Annotated in this window: 17 protein-coding genes and 1 riboswitch; of the genes, 15 read left to right on the top strand and 2 right to left on the bottom strand. The window is 41.7% G+C overall.

Annotated features, from left to right (window positions below; all coding sequences use genetic code 11):
- Positions 1–19: 19 nt before the first annotated feature.
- From rsgA to recO, 10 genes are all read left to right on the top strand, one after another.
- On the top strand, positions 20–898 hold the full coding sequence (gene rsgA / locus H8S07_RS06965) for a ribosome small subunit-dependent GTPase A (RefSeq protein ID WP_021859621.1): 879 nt from the start codon (positions 20–22) through the stop codon (positions 896–898).
- A 2-nt stretch (positions 899–900) separates the two neighbouring features.
- Entirely contained in the window at positions 901–1,563 is a 663-nt protein-coding gene (gene rpe, locus H8S07_RS06970) for a ribulose-phosphate 3-epimerase (protein ID WP_021859622.1), read from the top strand.
- The gene (locus tag H8S07_RS06975) at positions 1,556–2,218 is read left to right on the top strand and encodes a thiamine diphosphokinase (RefSeq protein ID WP_118520229.1); all 663 of its coding nucleotides are present in this window, start codon (positions 1,556–1,558) and stop codon (positions 2,216–2,218) included. Before rpe ends, H8S07_RS06975 begins: the two co-directional genes overlap by 8 nt.
- Before the next feature lie 711 nt (positions 2,219–2,929).
- Positions 2,930–4,030, top strand: a complete 1,101-nt coding sequence (ychF, locus tag H8S07_RS06980; RefSeq protein WP_021859910.1) for a redox-regulated ATPase YchF — start codon at positions 2,930–2,932, stop codon at positions 4,028–4,030.
- Between the two features lie 44 nt (positions 4,031–4,074).
- Entirely contained in the window at positions 4,075–4,983 is a 909-nt protein-coding gene (gene lgt, locus H8S07_RS06985; RefSeq protein WP_021859911.1) for a prolipoprotein diacylglyceryl transferase, read from the top strand.
- A gap of 82 nt (positions 4,984–5,065) precedes the next feature.
- Positions 5,066–8,602, top strand: a complete 3,537-nt coding sequence (gene nifJ / locus H8S07_RS06990) for a pyruvate:ferredoxin (flavodoxin) oxidoreductase (RefSeq protein ID WP_021859912.1) — start codon at positions 5,066–5,068, stop codon at positions 8,600–8,602.
- A gap of 188 nt (positions 8,603–8,790) precedes the next feature.
- A riboswitch (Lysine riboswitch) is annotated at positions 8,791–8,960 on the top strand.
- A gap of 121 nt (positions 8,961–9,081) precedes the next feature.
- Positions 9,082–10,716 carry a Na+/H+ antiporter NhaC family protein gene (locus H8S07_RS07000; protein ID WP_186855737.1) on the top strand — a complete coding sequence of 545 codons (1,635 nt, stop codon included), beginning with the start codon at positions 9,082–9,084 and terminating at the stop codon, positions 10,714–10,716.
- Positions 10,717–10,849: 133 nt separating this feature from the next.
- Positions 10,850–13,798, top strand: a complete 2,949-nt coding sequence (locus H8S07_RS07005; protein WP_186855738.1) for an insulinase family protein — start codon at positions 10,850–10,852, stop codon at positions 13,796–13,798.
- A complete protein-coding gene (era, locus tag H8S07_RS07010) occupies positions 13,791–14,687 on the top strand; it encodes a GTPase Era (RefSeq protein ID WP_117538240.1) in 897 nt (298 codons plus the stop codon). Before H8S07_RS07005 ends, era begins: the two co-directional genes overlap by 8 nt.
- 177 nt (positions 14,688–14,864) lie before the next feature.
- Positions 14,865–15,608 carry a DNA repair protein RecO gene (gene recO / locus H8S07_RS07015; RefSeq protein ID WP_118520202.1) on the top strand — a complete coding sequence of 248 codons (744 nt, stop codon included), beginning with the start codon at positions 14,865–14,867 and terminating at the stop codon, positions 15,606–15,608.
- Positions 15,609–15,706: 98 nt separating this feature from the next.
- Here the strand turns inward: recO and H8S07_RS07020 are convergent, their stop codons facing one another.
- The gene (locus tag H8S07_RS07020; RefSeq protein WP_186855739.1) at positions 15,707–17,566 is read right to left on the bottom strand and encodes a penicillin-binding Tp47 domain C-containing protein; all 1,860 of its coding nucleotides are present in this window, start codon (positions 17,564–17,566) and stop codon (positions 15,707–15,709) included.
- Between the two features lie 225 nt (positions 17,567–17,791).
- Here H8S07_RS07020 and H8S07_RS07025 point away from each other — a divergent pair, with 225 nt between their 5' ends.
- The 5 genes from H8S07_RS07025 to H8S07_RS07045 are packed head-to-tail and all read left to right on the top strand — an operon-like array spanning position 17,792 to position 23,180.
- On the top strand, positions 17,792–18,880 hold the full coding sequence (locus H8S07_RS07025) for an FAD:protein FMN transferase (RefSeq protein ID WP_243175983.1): 1,089 nt from the start codon (positions 17,792–17,794) through the stop codon (positions 18,878–18,880).
- Between the two features lie 20 nt (positions 18,881–18,900).
- On the top strand, positions 18,901–20,442 hold the full coding sequence (locus H8S07_RS07030) for an FMN-binding protein (RefSeq protein WP_186855740.1): 1,542 nt from the start codon (positions 18,901–18,903) through the stop codon (positions 20,440–20,442).
- Between the two features lie 16 nt (positions 20,443–20,458).
- A complete protein-coding gene (locus tag H8S07_RS07035) occupies positions 20,459–20,938 on the top strand; it encodes an FMN-binding protein (RefSeq protein ID WP_243175984.1) in 480 nt (159 codons plus the stop codon).
- Positions 20,939–21,724 carry a 4Fe-4S binding protein gene (locus H8S07_RS07040; protein WP_186855741.1) on the top strand — a complete coding sequence of 262 codons (786 nt, stop codon included), beginning with the start codon at positions 20,939–20,941 and terminating at the stop codon, positions 21,722–21,724.
- Positions 21,725–21,779: 55 nt separating this feature from the next.
- Positions 21,780–23,180: a glycine--tRNA ligase gene (locus tag H8S07_RS07045; RefSeq protein ID WP_021859921.1), complete on the top strand. Its 1,401-nt coding sequence runs from the start codon at positions 21,780–21,782 to the stop codon at positions 23,178–23,180.
- Between the two features lie 159 nt (positions 23,181–23,339).
- Here H8S07_RS07045 and sstT read toward each other — a convergent pair whose 3' ends face one another.
- Positions 23,340–24,578, bottom strand: a complete 1,239-nt coding sequence (gene sstT / locus H8S07_RS07050; RefSeq protein ID WP_117538244.1) for a serine/threonine transporter SstT — start codon at positions 24,576–24,578, stop codon at positions 23,340–23,342.
- Positions 24,579–24,609 lie beyond the last annotated feature (31 nt).

Genomic DNA, 24,609 nt, shown 5'->3' on the forward strand with positions numbered 1-24,609 from the left:
AGGACAGATTGCAGAAAATATGAATGGAAAGATTGTAAAAGGAATTGCCGGATTCTACTACGTTCACGTAGTAGAATCCGGTGTTTATGAATGTAAAGCGAAAGGAATTTTCAGAAAAGACAAGATTAAACCGCTGGTTGGTGATAATGTTGAACTGGAAGTTCTGGATAAAGAAGAAAAACTGGGAAATATCATTCGGATCCTGCCACGTCAGAATGAACTGATACGTCCGGCAGTTGCTAATATCGACCAGGCACTGGTCGTATTTGCAGTGTGTAAACCGAGTCCGCACTATAATCTGCTGGACCGTTTTCTCGTAATGATGGAAAGCAAAGGTGTACCGGTTGTTCTGTGCTTTAACAAAGAAGATATTGCCTGCGAAGAACAGATTGCCGAGATTGAAAGCATTTATCGTGACTGCGGTTATCCGTGTGTTTTTGCAAGTGCAAAAGAGGAGAAGAATATCGAAGAGATCCGTAAACTGCTACAGGGAAAGACAACAGTGATTGCCGGACCATCAGGAGTCGGTAAATCTTCGATCATTAATATTTTGCAGCCGGAAGCGAATATGGAGACCGGAGGCATCAGCCGAAAGATCGAACGTGGAAAACATACAACAAGACATTCTGAGTTGTTCCCGATAGATGAGGAATCCTATATTATGGATACCCCCGGATTTAGTTCTCTGTATGTGAATGATTTTGAAAAAGAAGAACTGAAATATTATTTTCCGGAATTTGAACCTTATGAAGGTGGATGCAAATATAATGGATGCGATCATATACACGAACCGGGCTGTGCAATAAAAGAAGCGGTAGAATCCGGGAAGATCCACGAAGTCCGTTATGAAGATTATAAAGAAATGTATGAGGAACTGAAGAATAAGAGGAGGTATTAGACATGGAGTACATTTTAGCACCGTCCATTTTGGCGGCAGATTTTAAGAACCTGGGGGAACAGATGAAACTGACAGAAGACAATGGGGCAAAATATATTCATTTTGATGTAATGGATGGAATGTTTGTGCCAAGTATCTCTTTTGGAATGCCGGTTTTAAAATCCATTCATGATGTGACAGGACAGGTGATGGATGCGCATTTGATGGTGAAAGAACCAATCCGCTATATCGAAGAATTTGAAAAATCAGGAGCAGATATCGTAACGATTCATCTGGAAGCATGTGAGGATGTGGAAGCAACGATTCAGAAGATTCGTGACTGCAACATGAAAGTCGGCTTATCCATCTGCCCGGAAACACCGGCAGAAGCAATCGAACATCTTCTTCCGAAAGTGGATATGTTACTGGTAATGAGCGTGCATCCGGGATTCGGAGGTCAGAAGTTCATTCCGGAATCGCTGGATAAGATCCGCAAGATCCGTGCCATGATCAATGAACAGGGACTTCAGGTGGATATTCAGGTAGATGGCGGTATTTATCTTACAAATGTCCGTGAAGTGCTGGATGCCGGAGCAAATATTATCGTAGCGGGTTCAGCTGTATTTGGCGGAGATCCGGGTGAAAATACAAAGAAATTTATGGAGATTTTAAAGGATTATGAATAAGAAAATCGTTATCGTCAGCGGGGGAGAGCTGAACGAGGAGTTTACACTTTCTGTTTTAAGGGAGGAAGCAGGATGTGTGATCGGTGTGGATCGGGGAATGGAATTTTTATACCATCATCAGATCATGCCGAGCTATATCGTAGGGGATTTTGACAGTGTGGATCAGACGATTGCCACATATTACCGTGACGAGACAGATGTTCCAATCCGTGAATTTAATCCGGTGAAGGATGCTTCAGATACAGAAATCGCAATTCGTCTCGCAATGACACTGGGGTGCAAAGAGATGATTATTCTTGGTGCAACTGGCGGCAGGATTGATCATCTCTGGGCAAATATACAGTCGCTTGCAATTCCATTTCAGGCAGGTGTGGAGGCGCAGATCCTAGATCCGCAGAATCGTATCCGGCTGATCGACGGAGATACTGTGATTAAAAAAGATGAGGCGTATGGTCCGTTCTTTTCAGTATTTCCACTTGGCGCGGAAGTATATCATTTCAATATCGAGGGCGCCAAGTATCCGCTCACCGATCATATACTGAGTCCATATGACAGTCTGTGTGTGAGCAATCAGTGGATCGAAGATGAAGTGAAGATTAGCTTTATGAACGGAATCGTGATCTTGATGGAGACCAAGGATAAAGGACAAGATTAAGATGTTAAGTAAATCTTGGGTGCTGTATCTATTATGGCAGGAATTACCGAGTAGGGATATTGTAAGATGTGTTTTTATATCCCTATGGCAGGAACTGTCGGGAAAGGTATATGGCAAGATGAGCTTTTGTATCCCCTTGTGGTATAATTGCCGGGAAGGGATACCAGAAATTAAGTTGAAGTATCTTTTTTAATATATAATTGCGGAAAGAGATACAACATCATATCTCAATTATAATAAATAGTTAGAGAAGGGATATCAGAACGCAGAGTATGATATCCCTTAAATAATAAATTGTGGAAAAGGGATATAAAATCGTATCCTAAATATAGAAAAGTGTCAGAGAAGGGATACTAGGATACAAAGCATGATATCCCTTAAATGCTAAAATTGCAAAAAGAGATATCGAAAATGTCTGCTACCCAGTTGGACGATGAAGCCAGAAAGGTTATGGAACAAATAAAGAGTATGCCCAGAGATATTCGCAGTAAGAAAAAGGCTGCTAAAGGGAGAAAGGAAATAAAATTTTATGCGTGATTTCATTAACAATTACTGGGAAAATAGCGGATTTACATTGAATTTGAAACCCTGGTGTGATAATCTATAAATTGCTATATTAGGGTTTCTTTTTATTTTGAAAGAACATGAGATAGCAGAAAAAGATTAATAAAAATCCTGAAACCAAAGGATAAAAAAGGAGAATATAAAATTATGAAACTGGGAATCGTAGGACTTCCAAATGTAGGAAAAAGTACATTATTTAACTCATTAACAAAAGCAGGAGCAGAGTCCGCAAACTATCCGTTCTGCACGATTGATCCGAACGTCGGCGTCGTTACCGTGCCGGATGAGAGACTGAACGTTCTGGGAGAGATGTATCATACAAAGAAGATCATTCCGGCGGCAATCGAATTTGTTGATATTGCGGGTCTTGTTAAGGGAGCATCCAAAGGAGAGGGACTTGGCAACCAGTTCCTTGCAAATATCCGTGAAGTAGATGCAATCGTACATGTTGTCAGATGTTTTGAGGATAGCAATATTGTACATGTAGACGGAAGTGTAGATCCACTGCGGGATATCGAGACGATCAATTTGGAACTGATTTTTTCTGATCTGGAGATCCTGGAGCGTAGAATTGCAAAGACTACAAAAGTTGCAAGAAATGACAAGACAGCAGCAAAAGAACTTGCGCTGTTAGAGAAGATCAAAGCACATCTGGAAGATAACCGTCTTGCGAAGACATTTGACGGAGCAGAAGATGAAGAAGAGGAAGAGTGGTTAAAGAGCTACAATCTTCTGACATACAAACCGGTTATTTATGCAGCAAATGTTGCAGAAGATGATCTGGCAGATGACGGAGCAAATAACAAGGGCGTGCAGGAAGTAAGAGAATACGCAGCAAAAGAGCAAAGTGAAGTATTTGTTGTATGTGCACAGATTGAACAGGAGATTGCAGAGCTGGATGATGATGAGAAGAAGATGTTCTTAGAAGATCTCGGATTAACAGAATCCGGACTGGAAAAACTGATCAAAGCCAGCTACAAACTGCTCGGACTGATCAGCTATCTGACAGCCGGCGAGCCGGAAGTCCGTGCATGGACGATTACAAAAGGAACAAAAGCACCGCAGGCAGCAGGTAAAATCCACACAGACTTTGAACGAGGATTTATCCGTGCAGAGGTTGTATCTTACGATGATCTGATGGAATGTGGAAGCCATACAGCAGCAAAAGAAAAAGGACTGATCCGCCTGGAAGGAAAAGATTACGTTGTCCAGGATGGAGACATCATGCTGTTCAGATTTAACGTTTAAGAGAAATAATAAAAGGAAAAGTTAAGAAGGGAAGAAAACAGAACATGCATAAAACCATTGATTTTCCCAATCTTGGTATCCACTTGAAAAATGTGGGCAATCACATTTCTATAGGCGGTTTTGATATTGCTTTTTATGGAATAATTATTGGTCTGGGGATTCTGGCAGGAATCCTGATCGCAGCAGCCGAAGCGAAACGGACGAAACAGAATTCGGAGACCTATTTTGATCTGACACTTTATGCAGTCGTATTTGCGATTATTGGTGCGCGCGCATATTATGTGGTATTTTCCTGGAATATGTACAAAAATGATCTGAAAAGCATCTTGAATATCCGGGAAGGCGGTCTGGCGATTTACGGTGGTGTGATTGCAGCTGTGATTACAGTTGTTGTATTTGCAAAAGTTAAGAAATTATCGGCGGCGGTGCTGTTCGATACTGCCAGCCTGGGACTGGTGGCAGGACAGATGATCGGACGCTGGGGTAATTTCTTCAACCGGGAAGCATTCGGAGAATATACGAATGGCTTATTCGCAATGAAACTTCCGACGGATGCAGTACGCCCGTCGGATATTACTGATTTAATGCGCAGACATATGCAGTACAAAAATGGAACGTCATACATTCAGGTGCACCCGACATTTCTGTATGAATCACTCTGGTGTCTGATGGTGCTGTTCATCATGCTGTTATACCGCAGACACAAAAAGTTTAATGGAGAGGTATTCTTAGTCTATCTGTTCGGATATGGGCTGGGACGCGTATGGATCGAGGGACTCAGAACAGATCAGTTACTGTTTCCGGGCACATCGATTCCGGTATCGCAGGTACTTGCAGGAGCGCTTGTAATTGTTTCGGCATCACTGATTATATTCTGGCATATCCGGCAAAAAAGAATGGAAAATGAACAGGTTGTACAGGAAAAGGAACAAAATAACAGAGAGAATTACTAGACTTTTAAATATAATCGGACTATAATAAATATACACGTCAAAATACAGTGATATGTACAAAATTTAAGGAGGAACAACAAAAATGGCAAGAAAAATGAAGACCATGGATGGTAACCAGGCTGCAGCTCATGCATCATATGCATATACAGAAGTTGCTGCAATTTACCCTATCACACCATCATCTGTTATGCCAGAACATGTAGATGAATGGGCAACAGAAGGAAGAAAGAACATATTTGGACAGACTGTTCAGGTAACAGAGATGCAGTCAGAGGCAGGTGCTGCAGGAGCTGTACACGGATCTCTTTCCGCTGGAGCTTTAACAACAACATTTACAGCATCTCAGGGATTATTGTTGATGATTCCTAACTTATATAAAGTAGCTGGAGAACAGCTTCCGGGTGTATTTAACGTATCTGCTCGTGCACTTGCTAGTCATGCACTGAACATTTTCGGAGATCACTCAGATGTTTACGCCTGTCGTCAGACTGGTGCTGCAATGCTTTGCGAATCCAGTGTACAGGAAGTAATGGACTTAACACCAGTTGCACACTGTGCAGCATTAAAAGGAAAACTTCCATTCATCAACTTCTTTGATGGATTCCGTACTTCTCACGAGATCCAGAAAATTGAGACATGGGATTACGAAGATCTGAAAGATCTGGTAGATATGGATGCAATCGATGAGTTCAGAAATCATGCACTGAATCCAAATCATCCATGCCAGAGAGGTTCTGCTCAGAACCCGGATATTTTCTTCCAGGCAAGAGAAGCATGTAACCCATATTATGATGCTATGCCGGCAATCGTTCAGGAGTACATGGATAAAGTTAATGCTAAGATCGGAACAGATTACAAACTGTTTAACTACTACGGAGCTGCTGATGCTGAGAAAGTTATCATCGCTATGGGTTCTGTATGTGATACAATTGAAGAGACAATCGATTACTTAACAGCAGCAGGCGAGAAAGTCGGAGTTGTTAAAGTACGTCTGTACAGACCATTCTGCGCACAGGCACTCATCGATGCAATTCCGGATACTGTTAAATACATCAATGTACTTGACAGAACAAAAGAGCCAGGAGCACAGGGAGAGCCATTATACCTCGATGTTGTTTCTGCATTAAAAGGATCTAAATTCGATGCAATTCCGGTTAACGGAGGACGTTACGGATTAGGATCTAAAGATACAACACCTGCACAGATCGTTGCAGTATTTGAGAACGCAGACAAAGACAGATTTACAATCGGTATCAACGATGATGTTACAAATCTTTCTCTTGAAGTTGGTGCACCACTGGTTACAACACCAGAAGGAACAATCAACTGTAAGTTCTGGGGACTTGGAGCTGACGGTACCGTAGGAGCTAACAAGAACTCTATTAAGATTATCGGTGACAATACAGATATGTATGCACAGGCTTACTTCGATTATGACTCTAAAAAGTCTGGCGGTGTTACAATGTCTCACTTGCGTTTCGGTAAGAAGCCAATCAAATCTACTTACCTGATCCACAAGGCAAACTTTGTAGCATGTCACAACCCATCTTATGTTAATAAATACAACATGGTTCAGGAATTAGTTGACGGAGGAACATTCCTTCTGAACTGTTCATGGGATATGGAAGGTCTTGAGAAACATTTACCGGGACAGGTAAAAGCATTCATTGCTGACCATAATATCAAATTCTACACAATTGATGGTATCAAGATTGGTAAAGAGATCGGACTTGGCGGACGTATCAATACAGTCCTTCAGTCAGCATTCTTCAAACTGGCATCTATCATTCCGGAAGAAGAAGCAATCGATCTGATGAAGAAAGCAGCAAAAGCTACGTACGGAAGAAAAGGTGACAAGATTGTACAGATGAATTACGATGCAATCGATGCCGGTGCAAAACAGGTTGTTGAGATTGAAGTTCCGGAATCTTGGAAATCTTGTGAAGACGAAGGATTATTCACACCGGAAGTTAAAGGTGGAAAAGACGACGTTGTAGCATTTGTTAAGAATGTTCAGTCTAAAGTAAATGCACAGGAGGGTAATAACCTGCCGGTATCTACATTTACAGATTATGCAGATGGTTCTACACCGTCAGGTAGTGCAGCATATGAGAAACGTGGTATCGCAGTAGATATCCCGGTATGGCAGTCAGAGAACTGTATCCAGTGTAACCGTTGTGCATACGTTTGTCCGCATGCAGTTATCCGTCCGGTAGCTCTTACAGAGGATGAACTTGCAAAGGCTCCGGAAGGAACAAAAGCAATTGATATGATTGGTATGCCTGGAATGAAATTCACAATGACTGTATCAGCTTATGACTGTACAGGATGTGGATCTTGTGTAAACGTTTGCCCAGGTAAGAAGGGTGAGAAAGCTCTTGTTATGGCAAACATGGAAGAGAATGCTAAAGAACAGGATGTATTTGACTTCGGACGTGAGATCGAAGTAAAACCAGAAGTTGTAGCTAAATTCAAAGCTAACACTGTTAAGGGAAGCCAGTTCAAACAGCCACTGCTTGAGTTCTCAGGAGCTTGTGCAGGATGTGGAGAAACTCCTTATGCAAAATTGATCACTCAGTTATTCGGTGACAGAATGTACATCGCTAACGCAACAGGATGTTCTTCTATCTGGGGTAACTCTTCACCGTCTACACCATATACAATCAACGAGAAAGGACAGGGACCGGCTTGGTCTAACTCACTGTTCGAAGACAACGCAGAGTTTGGATATGGTATGTTGCTTGCTCAGAAAGCAATCAGAAAGAGACTGAAAGAAGAAGTAGAAGCTGTAGCTGCAAGCGACAAGGCTTCAGAGGCAGCAAAAGCTGCTTGCCAGGAATACCTGGATACATTTAACTGCGGAGTTACAAACGGAGATGCTACAGACAAATTAGTTGCAGCATTAGACGGATGTGACTGTGATACATGCAAAGATATTGTTAAAAACAAAGACTTCCTTGCTAAGAAATCCCAGTGGATCTTCGGTGGTGACGGATGGGCTTACGATATCGGATTCGGTGGAGTTGACCACGTGTTAGCAAGTGGTGAAGACATCAACGTCATGGTATTCGATACAGAAGTTTACTCTAATACAGGTGGACAGTCTTCTAAAGCTACTAAGACTGGTGCTACAGCTCAGTTCGCAGCAGGCGGAAAAGAAACTAAGAAGAAAGACCTTGCAAGCATGGCAATGAGCTACGGATATGTATACGTTGCACAGATTGCTATGGGTGGAGACTTCAACCAGACTGTTAAAGCAATTTCAGAGGCTGAGGCTTATCCGGGACCATCACTGATCATTGCATACGCTCCATGTATCAACCATGGTATCAAGAAAGGTATGAGCAAAGCTCAGACAGAGGAACAGTTGGCAGTAGAATGTGGATACTGGAACAACTTCAGATTCAATCCTGCAGCAGAAGGCAATAAGTTCACTCTGGACAGCAAAGAGCCTAAGGAAGAAGATTATCAGGCATTCCTTGACGGAGAAGTTCGTTACAATGCCCTGAAGAGAGCTAATCCGGAGAAGGCTGCAAGACTGTTCGCTAAGAACGAGGCTGAGGCTATGGAAAGATATGATTATCTGAAGAAACTGATCACTCTGTACGGAGAAGAATAAGATTTGACAAGAAAATCATAAAGCATATAAGAATGTGGCAGTCATTTATGGCTGCCACATTTTTGCATGTTATAGCGACGAGGAAAATCTGCCATTCTTGCATGGCAGATTTTGACGATCACTGATAAAAAAATAATAGTTGTTGACATCAGCGAAGAAAAATGTAAAAATAGAGAATGTGAATAACAGAACTTGATAGAGGTGCGGATTTCATCAGTAAGGAAGAACGATAGTTTGGAAGACTGTTCTTTCAGAAAGGGGGATTTGCCGAAGGAGTCAGATATTCCGGATCTGATTTCTGGGACGCAGACAGAAGATGTTGCGTACTGTCACAGGAATGTGGAGCGCTATCACAGTATGAGAGTCGAAGAAGAGAATTTATATTTGAGAATTGACGATTATGCCATGAACGCGCAGAAAAGATGTGTTGTTCATGGTATTTTTTTGGCAAATAAAAGGAAGAAAAGAGAGGAAAAAAGATGAGAGCAAGAAAAAAAGTCTGGATGACAACCATGCTGTTGACTTTATCTGTTTTAGGAAGTTCACTGACAGTATTTGCTTCAGATGGAAAAGCAAAATATGTACCGGATATGTATGCGTCGATATATTCGTTAATTCCACCGGTGGTGGCAATCGTGCTTGCATTAATTACAAAGGAAGTGTACAGTTCCCTGTTTGTTGGTATTTTAATCGGAGGTGTTTTTTGGTCAGGGTTCCGGTTTGAGAAGACAATCACCCATGTATTCCAGGATGGTATCGTAGGAGTGCTGTCTGACAGCTATAACGTTGGTATTTTAGTATTTTTAGTTGTACTTGGAATTATGGTATGTATGATGAACAAAGCCGGAGGATCAGCAGCGTTCGGACGTTGGGCAAGTAAACACATTAAAACAAGAGTAGGTGCACAGCTTACAACAATTTTACTTGGAATACTGATCTTCATTGATGATTATTTTAACTGTCTGACAGTCGGAAGTGTTATGAGACCCGTAACGGATCAGCATAATGTATCCAGAGCAAAGCTGTCTTATCTGATCGATGCAACTGCAGCGCCGGTTTGTATCATTGCACCGATTTCTTCATGGGCAGCGGCAGTAACCGGATTTGTAAAAGGAGAAGACGGATTTTCAATCTTTATCCGTGCAATTCCTTATAATTTCTATGCGATCCTGACAGTTGTAATGATGGTAGCAATCGTAGTCCTGAAGTTTGATTACGGCCCGATGAAACTGCATGAGAAAAATGCAGTAAAAGGCGATCTGTATACGACAGAAGACAGACCATATGCAACAGCAGAAAATGAGATGGAAGAAGGAAAGGGAAACGTAATCGACCTTGTTCTTCCGATTCTTGTATTGATCGTATGTTGTATTATCGGAATGATCTATACCGGTGGGTTTTTCAGTGGAACCGGGTTTGTGAAAGCATTTTCGGGAAGTGATGCATCGGTTGGACTGATGCTTGGAAGTTTCTTCGCATTTATTATTACAGTTATCTTTTATGCAGTGCGAAGAGTATTATCTTTCAGCGATTCCATGTCCTGTGTACCGGAAGGATTTAAGGCGATGGTTCCGGCTATCCTGATCCTGACATTTGCATGGACTTTAAAGGCAATGACAGACAGCCTTGGGGCAGCTGAATTTGTTGCAAATGGAATGCAAAAAGCAGCCGGAGGACTGGTAAGTCTACTGCCTGCAATTATCTTCCTGGTAGGATGTTTCCTTGCATTTGCAACCGGAACTTCATGGGGAACTTTCGGAATCCTGATTCCGATTGTTGTAGCTGTATTTTCGGGAACGAATGAGCAGATGATGATCATCTCTATTTCAGCATGTATGGCTGGAGCTGTATGCGGAGACCACTGCTCACCGATTTCCGATACGACGATCATGGCGTCGGCGGGTGGCCAGTGTAATCATGTCAATCATGTAACGACACAGCTTCCGTATGCGATTACAGCAGCGATTGTTTCATGCGTATCTTATGTAATCGCCGGATTTGTGAGAAATCCATTTATCTGTATGCCGGTTTCTATCGTGCTGATGATCGGCACACTGCTGGTGATTCGCCAGGTTACACGAGAGCCGGATTATGGTGATCTGAGCAAATATTAAACGAAAACCAGATAAGGGATATAGAAAAGTGAGGTGATATCGCCTCACTTTTGTTATTTCTTTGTATAGAAAGAAAAAAGATGGTATAATAATCAGATAGAGTGTGCAATGAAAGGAGTCGAAGAGAGCTTATATGAATAAAAATGATGTGAAGGCTTATGAATTACTGCAGACAAAGGAATTAAAAGGAATCCATTCTGTGGGATATTTACTCAGACATAAAAAAAGCGGGGCGAGAGTCCTTTTAATAGAGAATGATGATGACAACAAAGTGTTTCAGATCGGATTTCGTACACCACCGTCGGACAGCACCGGTGTACCACATATTATGGAACATTCTGTATTGTGCGGATCGAAGAATTTCCCGGCAAAAGATCCATTTGTAGAACTGGTAAAAGGATCATTGAATACATTTCTGAATGCGATGACATATCCGGACAAGACCGTATATCCAGTCGCAAGTTGCAACGACAAAGACTTTCAGAACCTGATGCATATTTATATGGATGCTGTGCTTTATCCGAATATTTATAAGCATGAGGAGATATTCTGCCAGGAAGGCTGGAGCTACCGGATGCCTTCAAAAGATGAGCCGCTGACGTATAATGGTGTCGTATACAATGAGATGAAAGGTGCATTTTCCTCTCCGGAAGGTGTGCTGGATCGAGTAGTACTGAATACATTGTTTCCGGATACATCCTATGCAAATGAATCCGGTGGAGATCCGGACGTGATTCCGGAACTGACTTATGAACAGTTCCTTGATTTCCACAGAACTTATTATCATCCATCCAACAGCTATATTTATCTGTATGGAAATATGGATATGGCAGAGAAGCTGAACTGGCTGGATGAGATGTATCTGAGCAAATTTGAAGCGAAAGAGATCGATTCAGCAATCCGCCTGCAGAAGCCGTTTGCGGAGATGGCTGAAAAGGAGCTAACGTACTCTATCGGCAGTGAGGAGTCGGAAGAAGAGAATACTTTCCTGTCTTATAATAAAGTTATTGGAACAAGTCTTGATCCGAAGCTATATCTTGCTTTTGAGATTCTGGATTATGCATTGTTATCAGCGCCGGGTGCACCGCTGAAACAGGCTTTGACGGACGCAGGAATCGGAAAAGATATTATGGGATCTTATGACAATGGTATTTATCAGCCGATCTTTTCTGTAATTTCTAAAAATGCAAATGCAGACCAGAAGGAAGTATTTGTTGCGAAGATTGAAGAGGTGTTTACAGATCTTGTTAAGAACGGAATTGATAAGAAAGCGCTGGAGGCGGGGATTAATTATCAGGAATTTCGTTATCGTGAAGCGGATTTTGGAAATTATCCGAAAGGACTTATGTATGGCTTACAGATGATGGACAGCTGGCTGTATGATGACAATGAACCGTTCATGCATATTGAAGCACTGGATACATTTGAATTTCTGAAAGAACAGATCGGGACCAGGTATTATGAAGAACTGATCCAAAAATACATCCTTGATAATACGCATGGTGCGGTCGTAGTTGTAAAACCGGAGAAGGGACGCACAGCAAAACTGGAGAAAGAATTAGAAGATAAACTGGAATCATATAAGCAGAGTTTAAGTGAAGAGGAGCAGGAACAGCTGGTTGTAAATACGAAGGCACTGGAAACTTACCAGTCAGAAGAAGATTCGCCGGAAGATCTGGAGAAGATACCGGTTTTAAAAAGAGAAGATATTTCCAGAAAAATCCAGCCGATTATTAATGAAGAGATGAGGCTTGCGGATGTGCCGGTTATTTTCCATGAAATTGAAACGAACGGAATTGGATATGCAGATATTCTCTTTGATATGTCGGATGTGCAGGAGGAAGACCTTCCGTATGTTGGTATTTTACAGTCAGCGCTTGGCGTGATCGATACGAAGAAACATGGATATGGAGAACTTTTTAATGAGATTAACATGCATACTGGTGGTATTGCAACATCATTGGAATTATACAATGATGTTACAAAAGTAAAGGAAAAGGAATTTAAAGCTACATTTGAGATCAAAACGAAAGCCCTATATGACAAGCTCCCGTTTGCATTTGATATGATGGGTGAGATCCTGACAGAGTCCTGCCTGGATGATACAAAGCGTATGAAAGAAATCCTTGCCATGTTAAAATCCAGACTTCTGATGAAGTTCCAGTCTTCCGGGCATACAACGGCAGCACTTCGTGCATTGTCTTATGCATCTCCGTCAGCGAAACTTAAAGATATGACAAATGGCGTAGATTTCTTCCGCAAGGTAGACTGGCTGGATACACATTTTGAAGAAGAGAAAGAACATTTATCGGAAAAATTAAAAGAACTGTCAGTGAAGCTGTTCCGGGCAGATCGTATGATGCTTAGTTACACAGCCGCAGGCGAAGGTTTGAAGGGCTTTGAAAAAATGGTGCAGTCTCTGAAAGACAGATTGTATACAGAGCCGGTGGAAGAGACACCGTGCATTATTCACTGTGAGAAGAAGAACGAAGGATTCCGTACTGCTTCCAAAGTACAGTATGTGGCAAAAACCGGTAATTTTATTGAACGGGGAGAAGAATATACAGGAGCATTACAGATATTAAAAGTAATCTTAAGTTATGAATATCTGTGGCAGAATATCCGTGTAAAAGGTGGTGCATATGGCTGTATGAGCAACTTTAACCGTATCGGTGAAGGTTATTTTGTCTCTTACCGTGATCCGAATCTGAAGCGGACACTGGATGTGTATGAAGGTGTTGTAGATTATGTGAAGAATTTTACAGTTTCTGACCGTGATATGACGAAATACATTATCGGAACGATGAGCAACCTGGATCAGCCGATGACGCCTTCTGCAAAAGGTGAACGTTCCATGAATCTTTATATGAATAAAGTAAACGAAGACATGGTTCGGAAAACAAGAGAAGAAGTACTGGATGCAACGCAGGAGGATATCCGCAGGCTGGCACCGGTACTGGAAGCAATCCTTTCGGCAGACCAGATCTGTGTTATCGGAAGTGAAGAAAAGATTGAAGAAGCAAAAGACCTGTTCCAGACAGTGACAAGTTTCCAGAATGAAGGGGAAAAGGAAGATGAATAATAAATATAAATCAGGATTTGTAACTCTGATTGGACGTCCGAATGTTGGAAAGTCCACACTAATGAATTATCTGATCGGCCAGAAGATCGCGATCACATCCAAGAAACCGCAGACGACAAGAAACCGGATTCAGACTGTACTTACAAGAGAAGATGGACAGATTATTTTCGTCGATACACCAGGAATCCACAAAGCAAAAAATAAACTTGGAGAATATATGGTAAATGTTGCAGAACGGACGTTAAATGAAGTAGACGTTGTTCTCTGGCTTGTAGAACCGACAACATTTATCGGAGCAGGAGAGCAGCATATTGCCAGCCAGCTTAAGAAGGTAAAGACGCCGGTTGTACTTGTTATCAATAAAACAGACAGTGTAAAGAAAGAAGATATCTTTCCTGCAATTGCAGCATATAAAGATGTGTATGATTTCGCTGACATCGTGCCGGTGTCAGCAAGGAGCGGAGATAACACGGAAGAGTTGTTGAAAGTAGTGATGAAATATCTTCCTTACGGACCACAGTTCTATGATGAAGATACGATTACAGACCAGCCGGAGCGTCAGATCGTAGCTGAACTGATCCGTGAGAAAGCACTGCACAGTCTGAATGAAGAGATTCCACATGGAATCGCAGTTGCGATTGATCAGATGAAAAAACGCGGAAAAGTTATGCATATTGACGCAACGATTATCTGTGAGAGAGATTCGCACAAGGGGATAATTATTGGAAAACAAGGAAATATGTTGAAAAAAATCGGAAGTACTGCCCGTTATGAGATTGAAAAAATGCTGGATTGCCAGGTAAATCTCAAGCTTTGGGTAAAAGTAAAGAAGGACTGGAGAGACAGTGAGTTTCTGATGAAAAATTTTGGATACCGGGAAGAAGAATAGGAAAGGGTATCTTCTGGAGAACCTAATCTGTAAATACCAGATGAGGTGAGAAGATGGAAGAAATGTACTGGGACCGTTTCCGGAAGACGGGGAAGATAACCGATTATTTATATTACCGGGGCATGCAAATCTGTGCATGTGCAGAGAAAGAACAGAACCGGAAAGGTGAGAAAGAATATGAATCAGATTACGGTGACAGGCATGGTGCTTGCTCAGACGTCGATAGGAGAATATGACAGACGTGTAGTAATTCTGAGTAAAGAAAGGGGCAAGATCGCAGCATTTGCCAGAGGCGCGAGAAGACCAAACAGCGCACTGGTCGGTGTGACAAGCCCTTTCTCTTTTGGACAGTTTACTGTATATGAAGGGCGTACATCGTATACGCTGGTGTCGGCGTCCATTTCCAATTATTTTGAAGAACTGCGCACAGATGTAGAGGGCGCTTATTATGGCTTTTATTTTATGGATTTAGCAAATTATTATGCAAGAGAAGCCAATGATGAGACTTTGTTACTGAAGCTTTTATATCAGACATTTCGTGCACTTGTGAATACCAGAATCCCGAATCAGCTGATCCGTTATATTTATGAATTAAAGGTCATCAGTATCAATGGAGAAGGGCCGCAGGTGTTTGAATGTATCGGTTGCGGGGACAGAGAACAGGAGAAAGTATTCAGTATCCGCCGTGGTGGTCTTTTATGCCGACAGTGTGCCGCTCATGTGACGGACGGAAGAAAACTGAGTGCTTCTACGCTGTATGCAATGCAGTATATCATAGCCTCACCTGTGGAGAAACTTTATACGTTTCTTGTGAAGGAAGATGTGCTGAAAGAGCTGGGAGACGTTGTGACAGCGTATATGGCAGAGTATCTTGGAAAATCATTTAAGTCACTGGAGATTCTGGAGACGTTGATTATGTAAATTGAAAATCGCCTGGATCTGAAAAGGATCCGGGCGATTTTGGCGACAGGGGAAATATTCATTCCCTGCCTTTTTTATTTTGAATGGAGGTTGATCGCTTATTTTGTAATTTTAATTTTTTTGGAAAGTCCCTTTTTCACAAGTACAGATTTGTAAGATTTTAATTTAGAAGCAGGAACTTTCACTTTTGTTTTCTTGTAGTTAGAAGCACCAAGTTTTGTAAATGCTTTACTTCCAACGTTCTTTGTTGTTAATTTTGTAGATTTGATTGTAACGGATGTTACTTTCTTGCAGTTGTAGAAAGCTTTAGAACCGATGCTTGTTACGTTTGCAGGGATTACAATTTTTTTGACTTTTGTGTTGTTTGCAAATACTTTTGCATTTACAGCAGTTACTCTGTAAGAAACTTTATTAATATTTACAGTAGAAGGGATATTTACGGAAGCTGATTTTTCCACAACTTTTGTAAGTTTAACAGTTCCTTTTCCGTTTGCTGTTGCATTTGTAACTGTATATTTGAAGTTGCCGATTGTATAAGTGTTTCCTTTTTTTACTGTGTTTGTTGGCTTTGTCGGCTTTGGAGCTTCCTTTTTAACCAGAGCGTTTATTGCTGCGTTTAAGTGACTGTAAGCTTCGTCGATGACAGACTGAATAGAACCATCTTCATTAGCAAGAATTTCTTTTGCCTCGTCTAATTCTGTCTTAAAGCTTGCCCAGCTCTCTGCTGTGTAATCATTTTCAGAAAGTTTCTCAGCTTTTTCAACGAGTGCTTTTAAATGTGTGTCATCACCTTTTGTGTTATCGTCTACAACGATGTTATCAGCAGTAGCCTGGATATTTACAGAGTAGTCTGCATAACCAAGTGCATAGATAGTAACTGTCCAGTATCCTGTTCCGTCATATCCCTGTGGGAACTGGCAGCGTACAGAATTTGTAAGACCAAGCTGGATTCCCAAAGCTTTGTGCATCCAGTTGTCAGCAGCAAATTTAGTACCATATGTCTGTACCGGTTTGCTGTATGTAGAATCATTTCCATAGTAAGTCCATTTTACAGCCTGCATTCTGGAACCAAGAGCTCCATAACCATTTCCGTTAAAGTCAACTCTTAAGAATTCACCGTAAGCACCATCTGCCGGTTTTACAGTCATTTCAATATCAGATGCTGTCAATTGTGCAGTATCTGCGATTCCGGAATCTGTTCCAGTCTGGCGTGCACTAAAGGTAAAAGAATCGGTAGAAGCATTGTAAGCAGCTGTTTTCAGACCGTTTGTGTTCTCTGTTACATTGGCTTTCAGATTATCATAAGCACTTAAGTTGCCTTCAGAATATCCACCTTTTAAAGTTTCACCATTTTCTACAACATCGTATTTCTTGCAGAAAGTATCATAGTCAGAAACTTTTACTTTCACAGGCACGTATTTTATCCCTGTTACGATGTAGTCTTTAAAAGTATCTGTAGAAGACGGAGTTGCATTTGCCGCGATATCAGCTTCATTATTATAAATAGAGATACTCTTGTTCCTGTTCAGTATTAAGAGGCGTCCATCAGATAAAACAGCATATGTGACAGATTCTTCTTTATCATTTACAGTTCTTTTTGCAGATTTCCAATAAGAAATTACATATTCTCCATTTTCAGCCTGGATCACAGCCATAGACTGGAAACTTCCGCGGTGTAATCCGTGGTTTGTTGTTGCACGGGTAACGGCATCGAAACCGCCTTTGTCATATTCGCCACGTGCGTCTGCGTCAGTAGAGGAAGAAGTATCAGTTGCGTTGTAAACTCCTTCAGATTTCCAGTATTCTGCCCATGTCAGTCCTGCATAGACATATTTGTAGTCTGCACTGTCAGCGGCTTTGGAAGTAATTCCCGGAAGCAGTCCGAAAGACAGAAACAGAGCCATTGCAAGTGCGAAAAAACGCTTTGCAAAAGAGTTAGTTTTGTTTGCCTTTTTCATGTTATCCTCCTTGAAAAAATAGTAGTTAGCTTACGCTAACAAAAAGAATAACAGCTATTGAAAAAAGTCGCAATAAAATACAGGAAAAATGAGAAATGTTATCAAAATACAACTTGGCCTTGGCAGATGAGAAAAAAAAATATACAATAAGAGAGTTGAACAGATAAGACCGCGGATAACAGAAGGAGTCCGTTGAATGATAAAAATAAAGAGGATTATATAAATATGAAAAAACAGGAATATATATACAGATGTATGCAGAAATATGTGAAACGGGCAGTGGCGGTATTCGTGATCGGATGTATGGTGACGGGACTTGCGACCGGCTGTAGTACAAATGGCAAATCAAAAGGCAGTCAGGCATCTCTTTTAAAAGAACAGACAAGAGAAGTATTTGCGATGGACACTTATATGACACTCAAAGCATATGGCAAAAATGCCGGAAAAGCGCTGGATGCTTCTGTGAAAGAGATTGAACGGATTGAAAATCTGGTATCTACCGGGAAGAAGACGAGTGAGATTGCCAGGATCAATCAGAATGGTTCGGGAAAAGTTTCTGAAGATACGATGAAACTGATCTTAAGATCAAGAGAGTTATATGAAGATACAGACGGCGCATTTGATATCACTGTGTATCCGGTGATGGAAGCATGGGGATTTACGACAGAAAAATACCGGATACCGGGCAAAACAGAACTTCAGAAACTTCTTGCCAATATGGATGCAGATAAAATTATCTGTGATGAGAAGAAAGGTACTGTAAAACTGGATCAAAAAGGAATGAAGATTGATCTTGGAGGAATTGCCAAAGGATATACTTCCGGCCGCGTTATGGAGATTATGAAAAAATATGGCGTGAAAAATGCCGTAATCAGCCTTGGCGGCAATGTACAGACGCTGAACAGCAAGCCGGATGGTTCCGCATGGCAGATTGCAGTGGAAGATCCACAAGACAAATCCAGTTATATTGGAGTATTGTCTCTTCGAAATCAGGCGGCGATTACATCGGGTGGCTATGAACGTTATTTTGAAAAGAATGGAAAGAAATATCATCATATCATTGATCCGAAGACCGGATATCCGTCAGAAAATGGATTGTCTTCGGTTACGATCGTTTCAAAAGATGGAACGCTTGCAGATGGACTGTCAACCTCGCTCTTTATTATGGGCAGAAAGAAAGCAACAACTTACTGGAAGAAACATACACAGGCATTTGATACTGTTATGGTGGAAGATGACGGAACAATCTGGGTGACGGAAGGAATTGCAGATGTGTTTTCCGGTGACAGTGGATTCAAAGTTATTCACAAATAAAGAAAAGGATAGGGTAGAGTATGAAAATTCTGAAAAAATTACAGATGATAAAACCGGTACTTCCGGTAATGTTACTTGGAATTTTCGTTATAGTGGCTGTCACCGGATACAGACCGGATGCAGGAACAGATTCCGATGGAGGAAATTGGGTACAGAAGGTTCTGGCAGCAAGGAAGCAAACGACAGAGTCCCAGACAGTGAAAGCCGGGAAAAAAGGTAAAGGTTTTGATCTAAAAGATGGAAAATACACAGGTTCTGCAAATGGATATGGTGGAAAGATCACGGTGACCGTAACGATCAAGAATAAAAAGATTGTGAAGATACACATTGACAGCGCGCCGGGAGAAACGACTTCTTTCTTCAATCGTGCAAAAACGCTGACAGATCTGATGATCCGGCAGCAGAGTACTGATGTAGATGCAGTATCAGGAGCAACCTACAGTTCCAAAGGAATTATCGGTGCAGTGAAAAATGCGTTGTATGGAACAAAATCGACAACGAAACAGGCGCCTGCATCTTTCGGGGAAAAAGGCAAGGCGAAAAAGGTCGCAAAGGTTACAGAAACCGGCAACTGGAAAGATGGAACCTATACCGGAAATGCCCAGGGATTTGGCGGGCTGGTCAAAGTAAAGGTTACTGTGAAAAATGGAAAGATTAAGAAGATACAGATTGTATCTGCGTCCGGGGAAACCGGTTCCTATTTTGCAAAAGCAAAAGCACTGATTCCTGCAATTGTAAAGAAACAGACGACAAATGTAGATGCAGTATCGGGAGCAACCTACAGCTCCAACGGAATTATCCGTGCGGTGCGAAATGCGCTTGGCAAAGCAAGTACGACATCTAAGAAGACGAAAACACAGAAGAAGTCCTCAAAGAAAAATACAAAAAAACAGACCGTGAAACCGGGAAGCGGAACCGTACCTTATATTAATGGTACATATTACGGAACCGGCGAAGGGCGAAATGGCGAGATCAAAGTAAAATTGACAATCAAGAATAAAAAAATCGTGTCACTCGTTGTAGTCAGCCACAAAGAAGATGCTCCATATTTTGCAAAAGCAAAGAAGATACTTACCATGGTGCTTAAGAGGCAGAGTGCAAAAGTGGATGCTGTAAGCGGCGCAACATTAAGTTCCAACGGCCTGATCGAGGCAATTGAAAATGCAATGGATGCGGCAAAGAAGGCAACAGAGGCAAAGAATAATACACAGAAACCAGATGACAGTAAAAAAGATGATACGTCATCGGAGAAGCCGGAGGAAGAGCTGATCTATAAAGCCGGTACTTATGCAGTGGCTGCCATCTGCTACCCGGATGAAGAGGAAGAATTCTGGGAATATACCATTTCCATGGATGTAACGATCAAACAGGATAAGATCACAGCGATTGAAAATATTGTGTTGACAGATCCGGCAAACCGTCCTTTTGTAAAGAGCAAATTGTTGAAGGCGATTATCAGGAAAGGAACACCGGAAGGCGTAGATACAGTAACAGGAGCAACCTGTTCTTCAAAAGCGATTCTGGAAGCATGCAGAGAAGCATTACAACAGGCGAAAAAATAAAGGGAAAAAGAAGAGCATGAGATACAAATATTTTTTTATCAGAACATTTAATCTACTTCTTGTACTGGTGCTTCTGGCAGGATATCAGATCGCCATACACACAAAAAATCAGGAAGCAAAGATCAGCAAACTGGAAGGTCAGGTTGCATCTATGAAAAAAGACAGAAGTGATCTTGAGAAACAACTCGGAATAACAGATGAGAAGAATGGAAAAGACAGTAAAGCAAACTGGAAAGACGGAATTTACGAAGGAAGCGGAGATGGATTTGGAGGTAAGATCCAGGTAGAAGTTACAGTTAAGAAGAATAAGATCGATCAGATTAAAATCCTGCAGGCAAAGGGCGAAGACAGTGCATATTTGCAAAAAGCAGAAAGTATCCTGGAAACAATGAAAGAGCAGCAGAATCCAGATGTGGATACTGTAAGTGGAGCAACATTTTCATCAACAGGAATTAAAAATGCAGTGCAGAATGCACTGGAAAGGGCGGTACAGTAGATGGGTAACAAAAAATTTGGAAAACAGCAGATTCTGTTGTTGATCCGGGCAGCCTTTTTTATATTTTACCCGGCAATTTTTGTGACAGCATTTACCGGAGCCCGGATGCTGGTAGAAGAAATTGCAGCGAAAGAGACGCTTAAATTAGATGGATTCGTGGAAACTTTAATTATTTTATGTGTGATCACCATTCTGTTCGGGAGAATTTTCTGTGGATTTTTCTGCGCTTTCGGAACACTGGGAGATGCGGTTTACTGGATGTCTTCAAGAATACAGAAGAAGAGGAAAAAGCGACCGTTTCATGTGTTTGCAAAAGCTGGTGATGTCCTGCGTTATGGAAAATATATTGTGCTGGTCGCAGTTCTTGCGCTCGCGGCAGCGGGTTATGGAAGCACGGTTTCCATGAACAGCCCTCTCAGTGCCTTTTCCAGACTGCATGCATTGAAGCCGATAAGTAGTATGATCGGACTTGGATTGTTTATCCTGATCCTAATTGGAATGGCGCTGGAACCGAGATTTTTCTGCAGGTTCTGCTGCCCGCTGGGAGCAATTTTCTCACTGCTTCCGGTCATGCCTTTTTCAGTTGTACAAAGAGACAGAGAACAGTGTATCAAAGGCTGCAAAGCGTGCCAGATGGTATGCCCGGCATCAATGGAACTGCCATCTAAAGAAGAAGGAGACAATGCGATGTCCGGCGAATGTTTTGCATGTGGAAAATGTGCAGAACGGTGTCCGAGAAGAAATGCAGAACGACCGTTTCCGGGAAAATACTTGAAAAGCAAATAGTAAAAATGTATAATAAGGTACAATTACTATATTATAGAAGGCGAGGATAAGGGATATGGTAGAGAAAACTATGGACAAAATCGTAGCACTGGCAAAATCAAGAGGATTTGTATATCCGGGATCAGAGATTTACGGCGGGCTTGCGAATACATGGGACTATGGTAATCTTGGAGTAGAACTTAAGAACAATGTAAAGAAAGCATGGTGGCAGAAGTTTGTACAGGAGTCTCCATACAATGTTGGTGTGGACTGTGCAATTCTGATGAACCCACAGACATGGGTAGCAAGTGGACATCTTGGAGGATTCAGTGATCCTCTTATGGATTGTAAAGAGTGTCATGAGCGTTTCCGTGCAGATAAGATTATTGAGGACTATGCACATAAGAACGGGCTGGATATTCCGGACAGCATTGACGGATGGAGTCATGAGCAGATGGAAGGCTACATTGCAGACCATAACATTCCATGTCCGACCTGTGGAAAGCATAATTTTACAGAGATCCGTGAGTTCAACCTGATGTTTAAGACATTCCAGGGCGTAACAGAAGATGCAAAAAATGTTGTTTATTTAAGACCTGAGACAGCACAGGGAATTTTTGTAAACTTTAAGAATGTACAGCGTACATCCAGAAAGAAACTTCCATTCGGTATCTGCCAGATTGGTAAGTCATTCCGTAATGAAATTACACCTGGTAACTTTACTTTCCGTACAAGGGAGTTTGAGCAGATGGAGATGGAATTCTTCTGTGAGCCGGATACAGACCTTGAATGGCATGCATATTGGAAGAAGTTCTGTCTTGACTGGTTAGAGCAGCTTGGCTTAAAAGAAGAAGAAGTCCGCTATCGTGATCACGATCCGGAAGAGCTGAGCCATTACAGTAAAGCGACAACAGATATTGAATTCCTGTTCCCGTTCGGATGGGGAGAGTTATGGGGTATCGCAGACCGTACAGATTTCGACCTGACACAGCATCAGAATGTATCTAAACAGGATATGACTTATTTTGATGATGAGAAAAAAATCAAATATATTCCATATGTTATCGAACCGTCACTTGGAGCAGACCGTATGGTACTTGCATTCCTTTGCAGTGCTTATGATGAGGAGAATATCGGAACAGAAGAGAAGCCGGATGTCCGTACAGTACTTCATTTCCATCCGGCACTTGCACCGATTAAGATTGGTATCCTTCCGTTGTCCAAGAAACTGAATGAAGGCGCAGAGAAAGTATATGAGATTTTAAGAAAGAAATATAACTGCGAATATGATGACCGTGGAAATATCGGTAAACGCTACCGTCGTCAGGATGAGATTGGAACACCATTCTGTGTAACTTACGATTTTGATTCTGAGGAAGACGGAGCAGTTACTGTTCGTGATCGTGATACGATGGAACAGGAGAGAATTAAGATCGAAGATCTGGAAGCTTATTTCGCAGAGAAGTTTGAGTGGTAAGATTTAATAAGAGAATGCGTGGTTTCATAAAAAATCGTTAATAGAAAGGCTGTGGCATCTGATAAGATGCCACAGCCTTTCTGGCACTGTTAATGATAAAGGGAAGGCACTTACCTGTGCAAGTCCTTCCCGACTGATAATCAAACCTAAGTAATTGTTTTAGATGTTTGCTTCTTTACTATAACGTTCTGGATGAAGTCTTCTGTCACGGAGCTCAGCAGCGGCTGTAAACAGAACGTCTGTAGAGGAGTTCAGACCTGTCTCACAGGAATCCTGGATTACACCAACGATGAAGCCGACACCAACAACCTGCATTGCAATATCAGAAGAGATACCAAACAGGCTGCATGCCATAGGAATCAGAAGCAGAGAACCACCGGCAACTCCGGAAGCTCCGGCAGCGCTGAGTGCGGCAAGAACACACATGATCAGTGCAGTTCCAAAGTCTACAGATACACCAACTGTATTGGCTGCGGATAATGCCATAACAGAGATTGTAATAGCAGCTCCAGCCATGTTGATTGTTGCACCAAGAGGAATGGATACGGAGTATGTATTCTCATCCAGTTCCATCTCTTCACAAAGCTCCATGTTAACCGGAATATTGGCTGCAGAACTTCTGGTGAAGAATGCAGTGATAAAGCTTCTTACCAGACATTTGAATACAAGCGGATATGGATTCTTGCGTGAGCAGAAGAATACGATCAGTGGATTCATAATCAGTGCTACAAATGCCATACTTCCAACAAGTACAAGAATCAGCCTTCCGTAAGATAATAATGCCTTGAGTCCGGATTCGGAAATAACATTGAAAATCAGTCCCATGATTCCGAACGGAGCACAGCTGATTACCCATTTTACTGCGGTTGACAGAGCATTGGAAAAATCATCTAACAGATTCTTTGTTGCAGGAGATGCAGCTTTGAGTGCGATACCAAAGATACATGCCCATGCAAGAATACCGATATAATTCGCATTTACGATAGAAGCAATCGGATTGGACACAACATTGAGCAAAAGATTCTTTAATACTTCGCCTACTCCGCTCGGAGGAGTAACATCTTCTGTGGCTGCTTTTCCAAGAGTTAAAGTAACTGGGAAAAGACGGCAGGCTATAACTGCAACAAGTGCTGAGAAAAGGTTACCAAGCATATAAAGAGCTACGATAAAGCCCATGTTTGTCTTCTGCCCCTCGCCCATGTGAGCAAGTGCGCTCATAACAAGAAAGAAGACAAGAAGCGGAGCAATCGCTTTTAAAGCTCCGACAAATAAATCTCCAAGAATTGCAATAACAGTTACTTTTGGAATGCAAAGCCCAAGAATGATACCAACGATCAGACCGCACAGGATTCTTAATACAAGGCTTATGCTGTTCCATTTCTGAATTAAGTTTTTCATAGATCCCTTCCTTTTGCAGGTAAAAACCTGC

Origin of the sequence: Dorea hominis (genome assembly GCF_014287705.1) — a bacterium.
In the GTDB taxonomy this organism is placed as follows: Bacteria; Bacillota; Clostridia; order Lachnospirales; family Lachnospiraceae; genus Dorea_D; species Dorea_D hominis.

Bases quoted from the DNA above. Each gene is read 5' to 3' on its own strand.
- H8S07_RS07045 (WP_021859921.1), top strand. From the start codon at position 21,780: ATGGTAGAGAAAACTATGGACAAAATCGTAGCACTGGCAAAATCAAGA.
- H8S07_RS07020 (WP_186855739.1), bottom strand. From the start codon at position 17,566: ATGAAAAAGGCAAACAAAACTAACTCTTTTGCAAAGCGTTTTTTCGCA.
- H8S07_RS07035 (WP_243175984.1), top strand. From the start codon at position 20,459: ATGAGATACAAATATTTTTTTATCAGAACATTTAATCTACTTCTTGTA.
- H8S07_RS07000 (WP_186855737.1), top strand. From the start codon at position 9,082: ATGAGAGCAAGAAAAAAAGTCTGGATGACAACCATGCTGTTGACTTTA.
- nifJ (WP_021859912.1), top strand. From the start codon at position 5,066: ATGGCAAGAAAAATGAAGACCATGGATGGTAACCAGGCTGCAGCTCAT.
- era (WP_117538240.1), top strand. From the start codon at position 13,791: ATGAATAATAAATATAAATCAGGATTTGTAACTCTGATTGGACGTCCG.
- ychF (WP_021859910.1), top strand. From the start codon at position 2,930: ATGAAACTGGGAATCGTAGGACTTCCAAATGTAGGAAAAAGTACATTA.
- H8S07_RS06975 (WP_118520229.1), top strand. From the start codon at position 1,556: ATGAATAAGAAAATCGTTATCGTCAGCGGGGGAGAGCTGAACGAGGAG.
- rpe (WP_021859622.1), top strand. From the start codon at position 901: ATGGAGTACATTTTAGCACCGTCCATTTTGGCGGCAGATTTTAAGAAC.
- H8S07_RS07005 (WP_186855738.1), top strand. From the start codon at position 10,850: ATGAATAAAAATGATGTGAAGGCTTATGAATTACTGCAGACAAAGGAA.
- H8S07_RS07030 (WP_186855740.1), top strand. From the start codon at position 18,901: ATGAAAATTCTGAAAAAATTACAGATGATAAAACCGGTACTTCCGGTA.
- recO (WP_118520202.1), top strand. From the start codon at position 14,865: ATGAATCAGATTACGGTGACAGGCATGGTGCTTGCTCAGACGTCGATA.
- H8S07_RS07040 (WP_186855741.1), top strand. From the start codon at position 20,939: ATGGGTAACAAAAAATTTGGAAAACAGCAGATTCTGTTGTTGATCCGG.
- lgt (WP_021859911.1), top strand. From the start codon at position 4,075: ATGCATAAAACCATTGATTTTCCCAATCTTGGTATCCACTTGAAAAAT.
- rsgA (WP_021859621.1), top strand. From the start codon at position 20: ATGAATGGAAAGATTGTAAAAGGAATTGCCGGATTCTACTACGTTCAC.
- sstT (WP_117538244.1), bottom strand. From the start codon at position 24,578: ATGAAAAACTTAATTCAGAAATGGAACAGCATAAGCCTTGTATTAAGA.
- H8S07_RS07025 (WP_243175983.1), top strand. From the start codon at position 17,792: ATGAAAAAACAGGAATATATATACAGATGTATGCAGAAATATGTGAAA.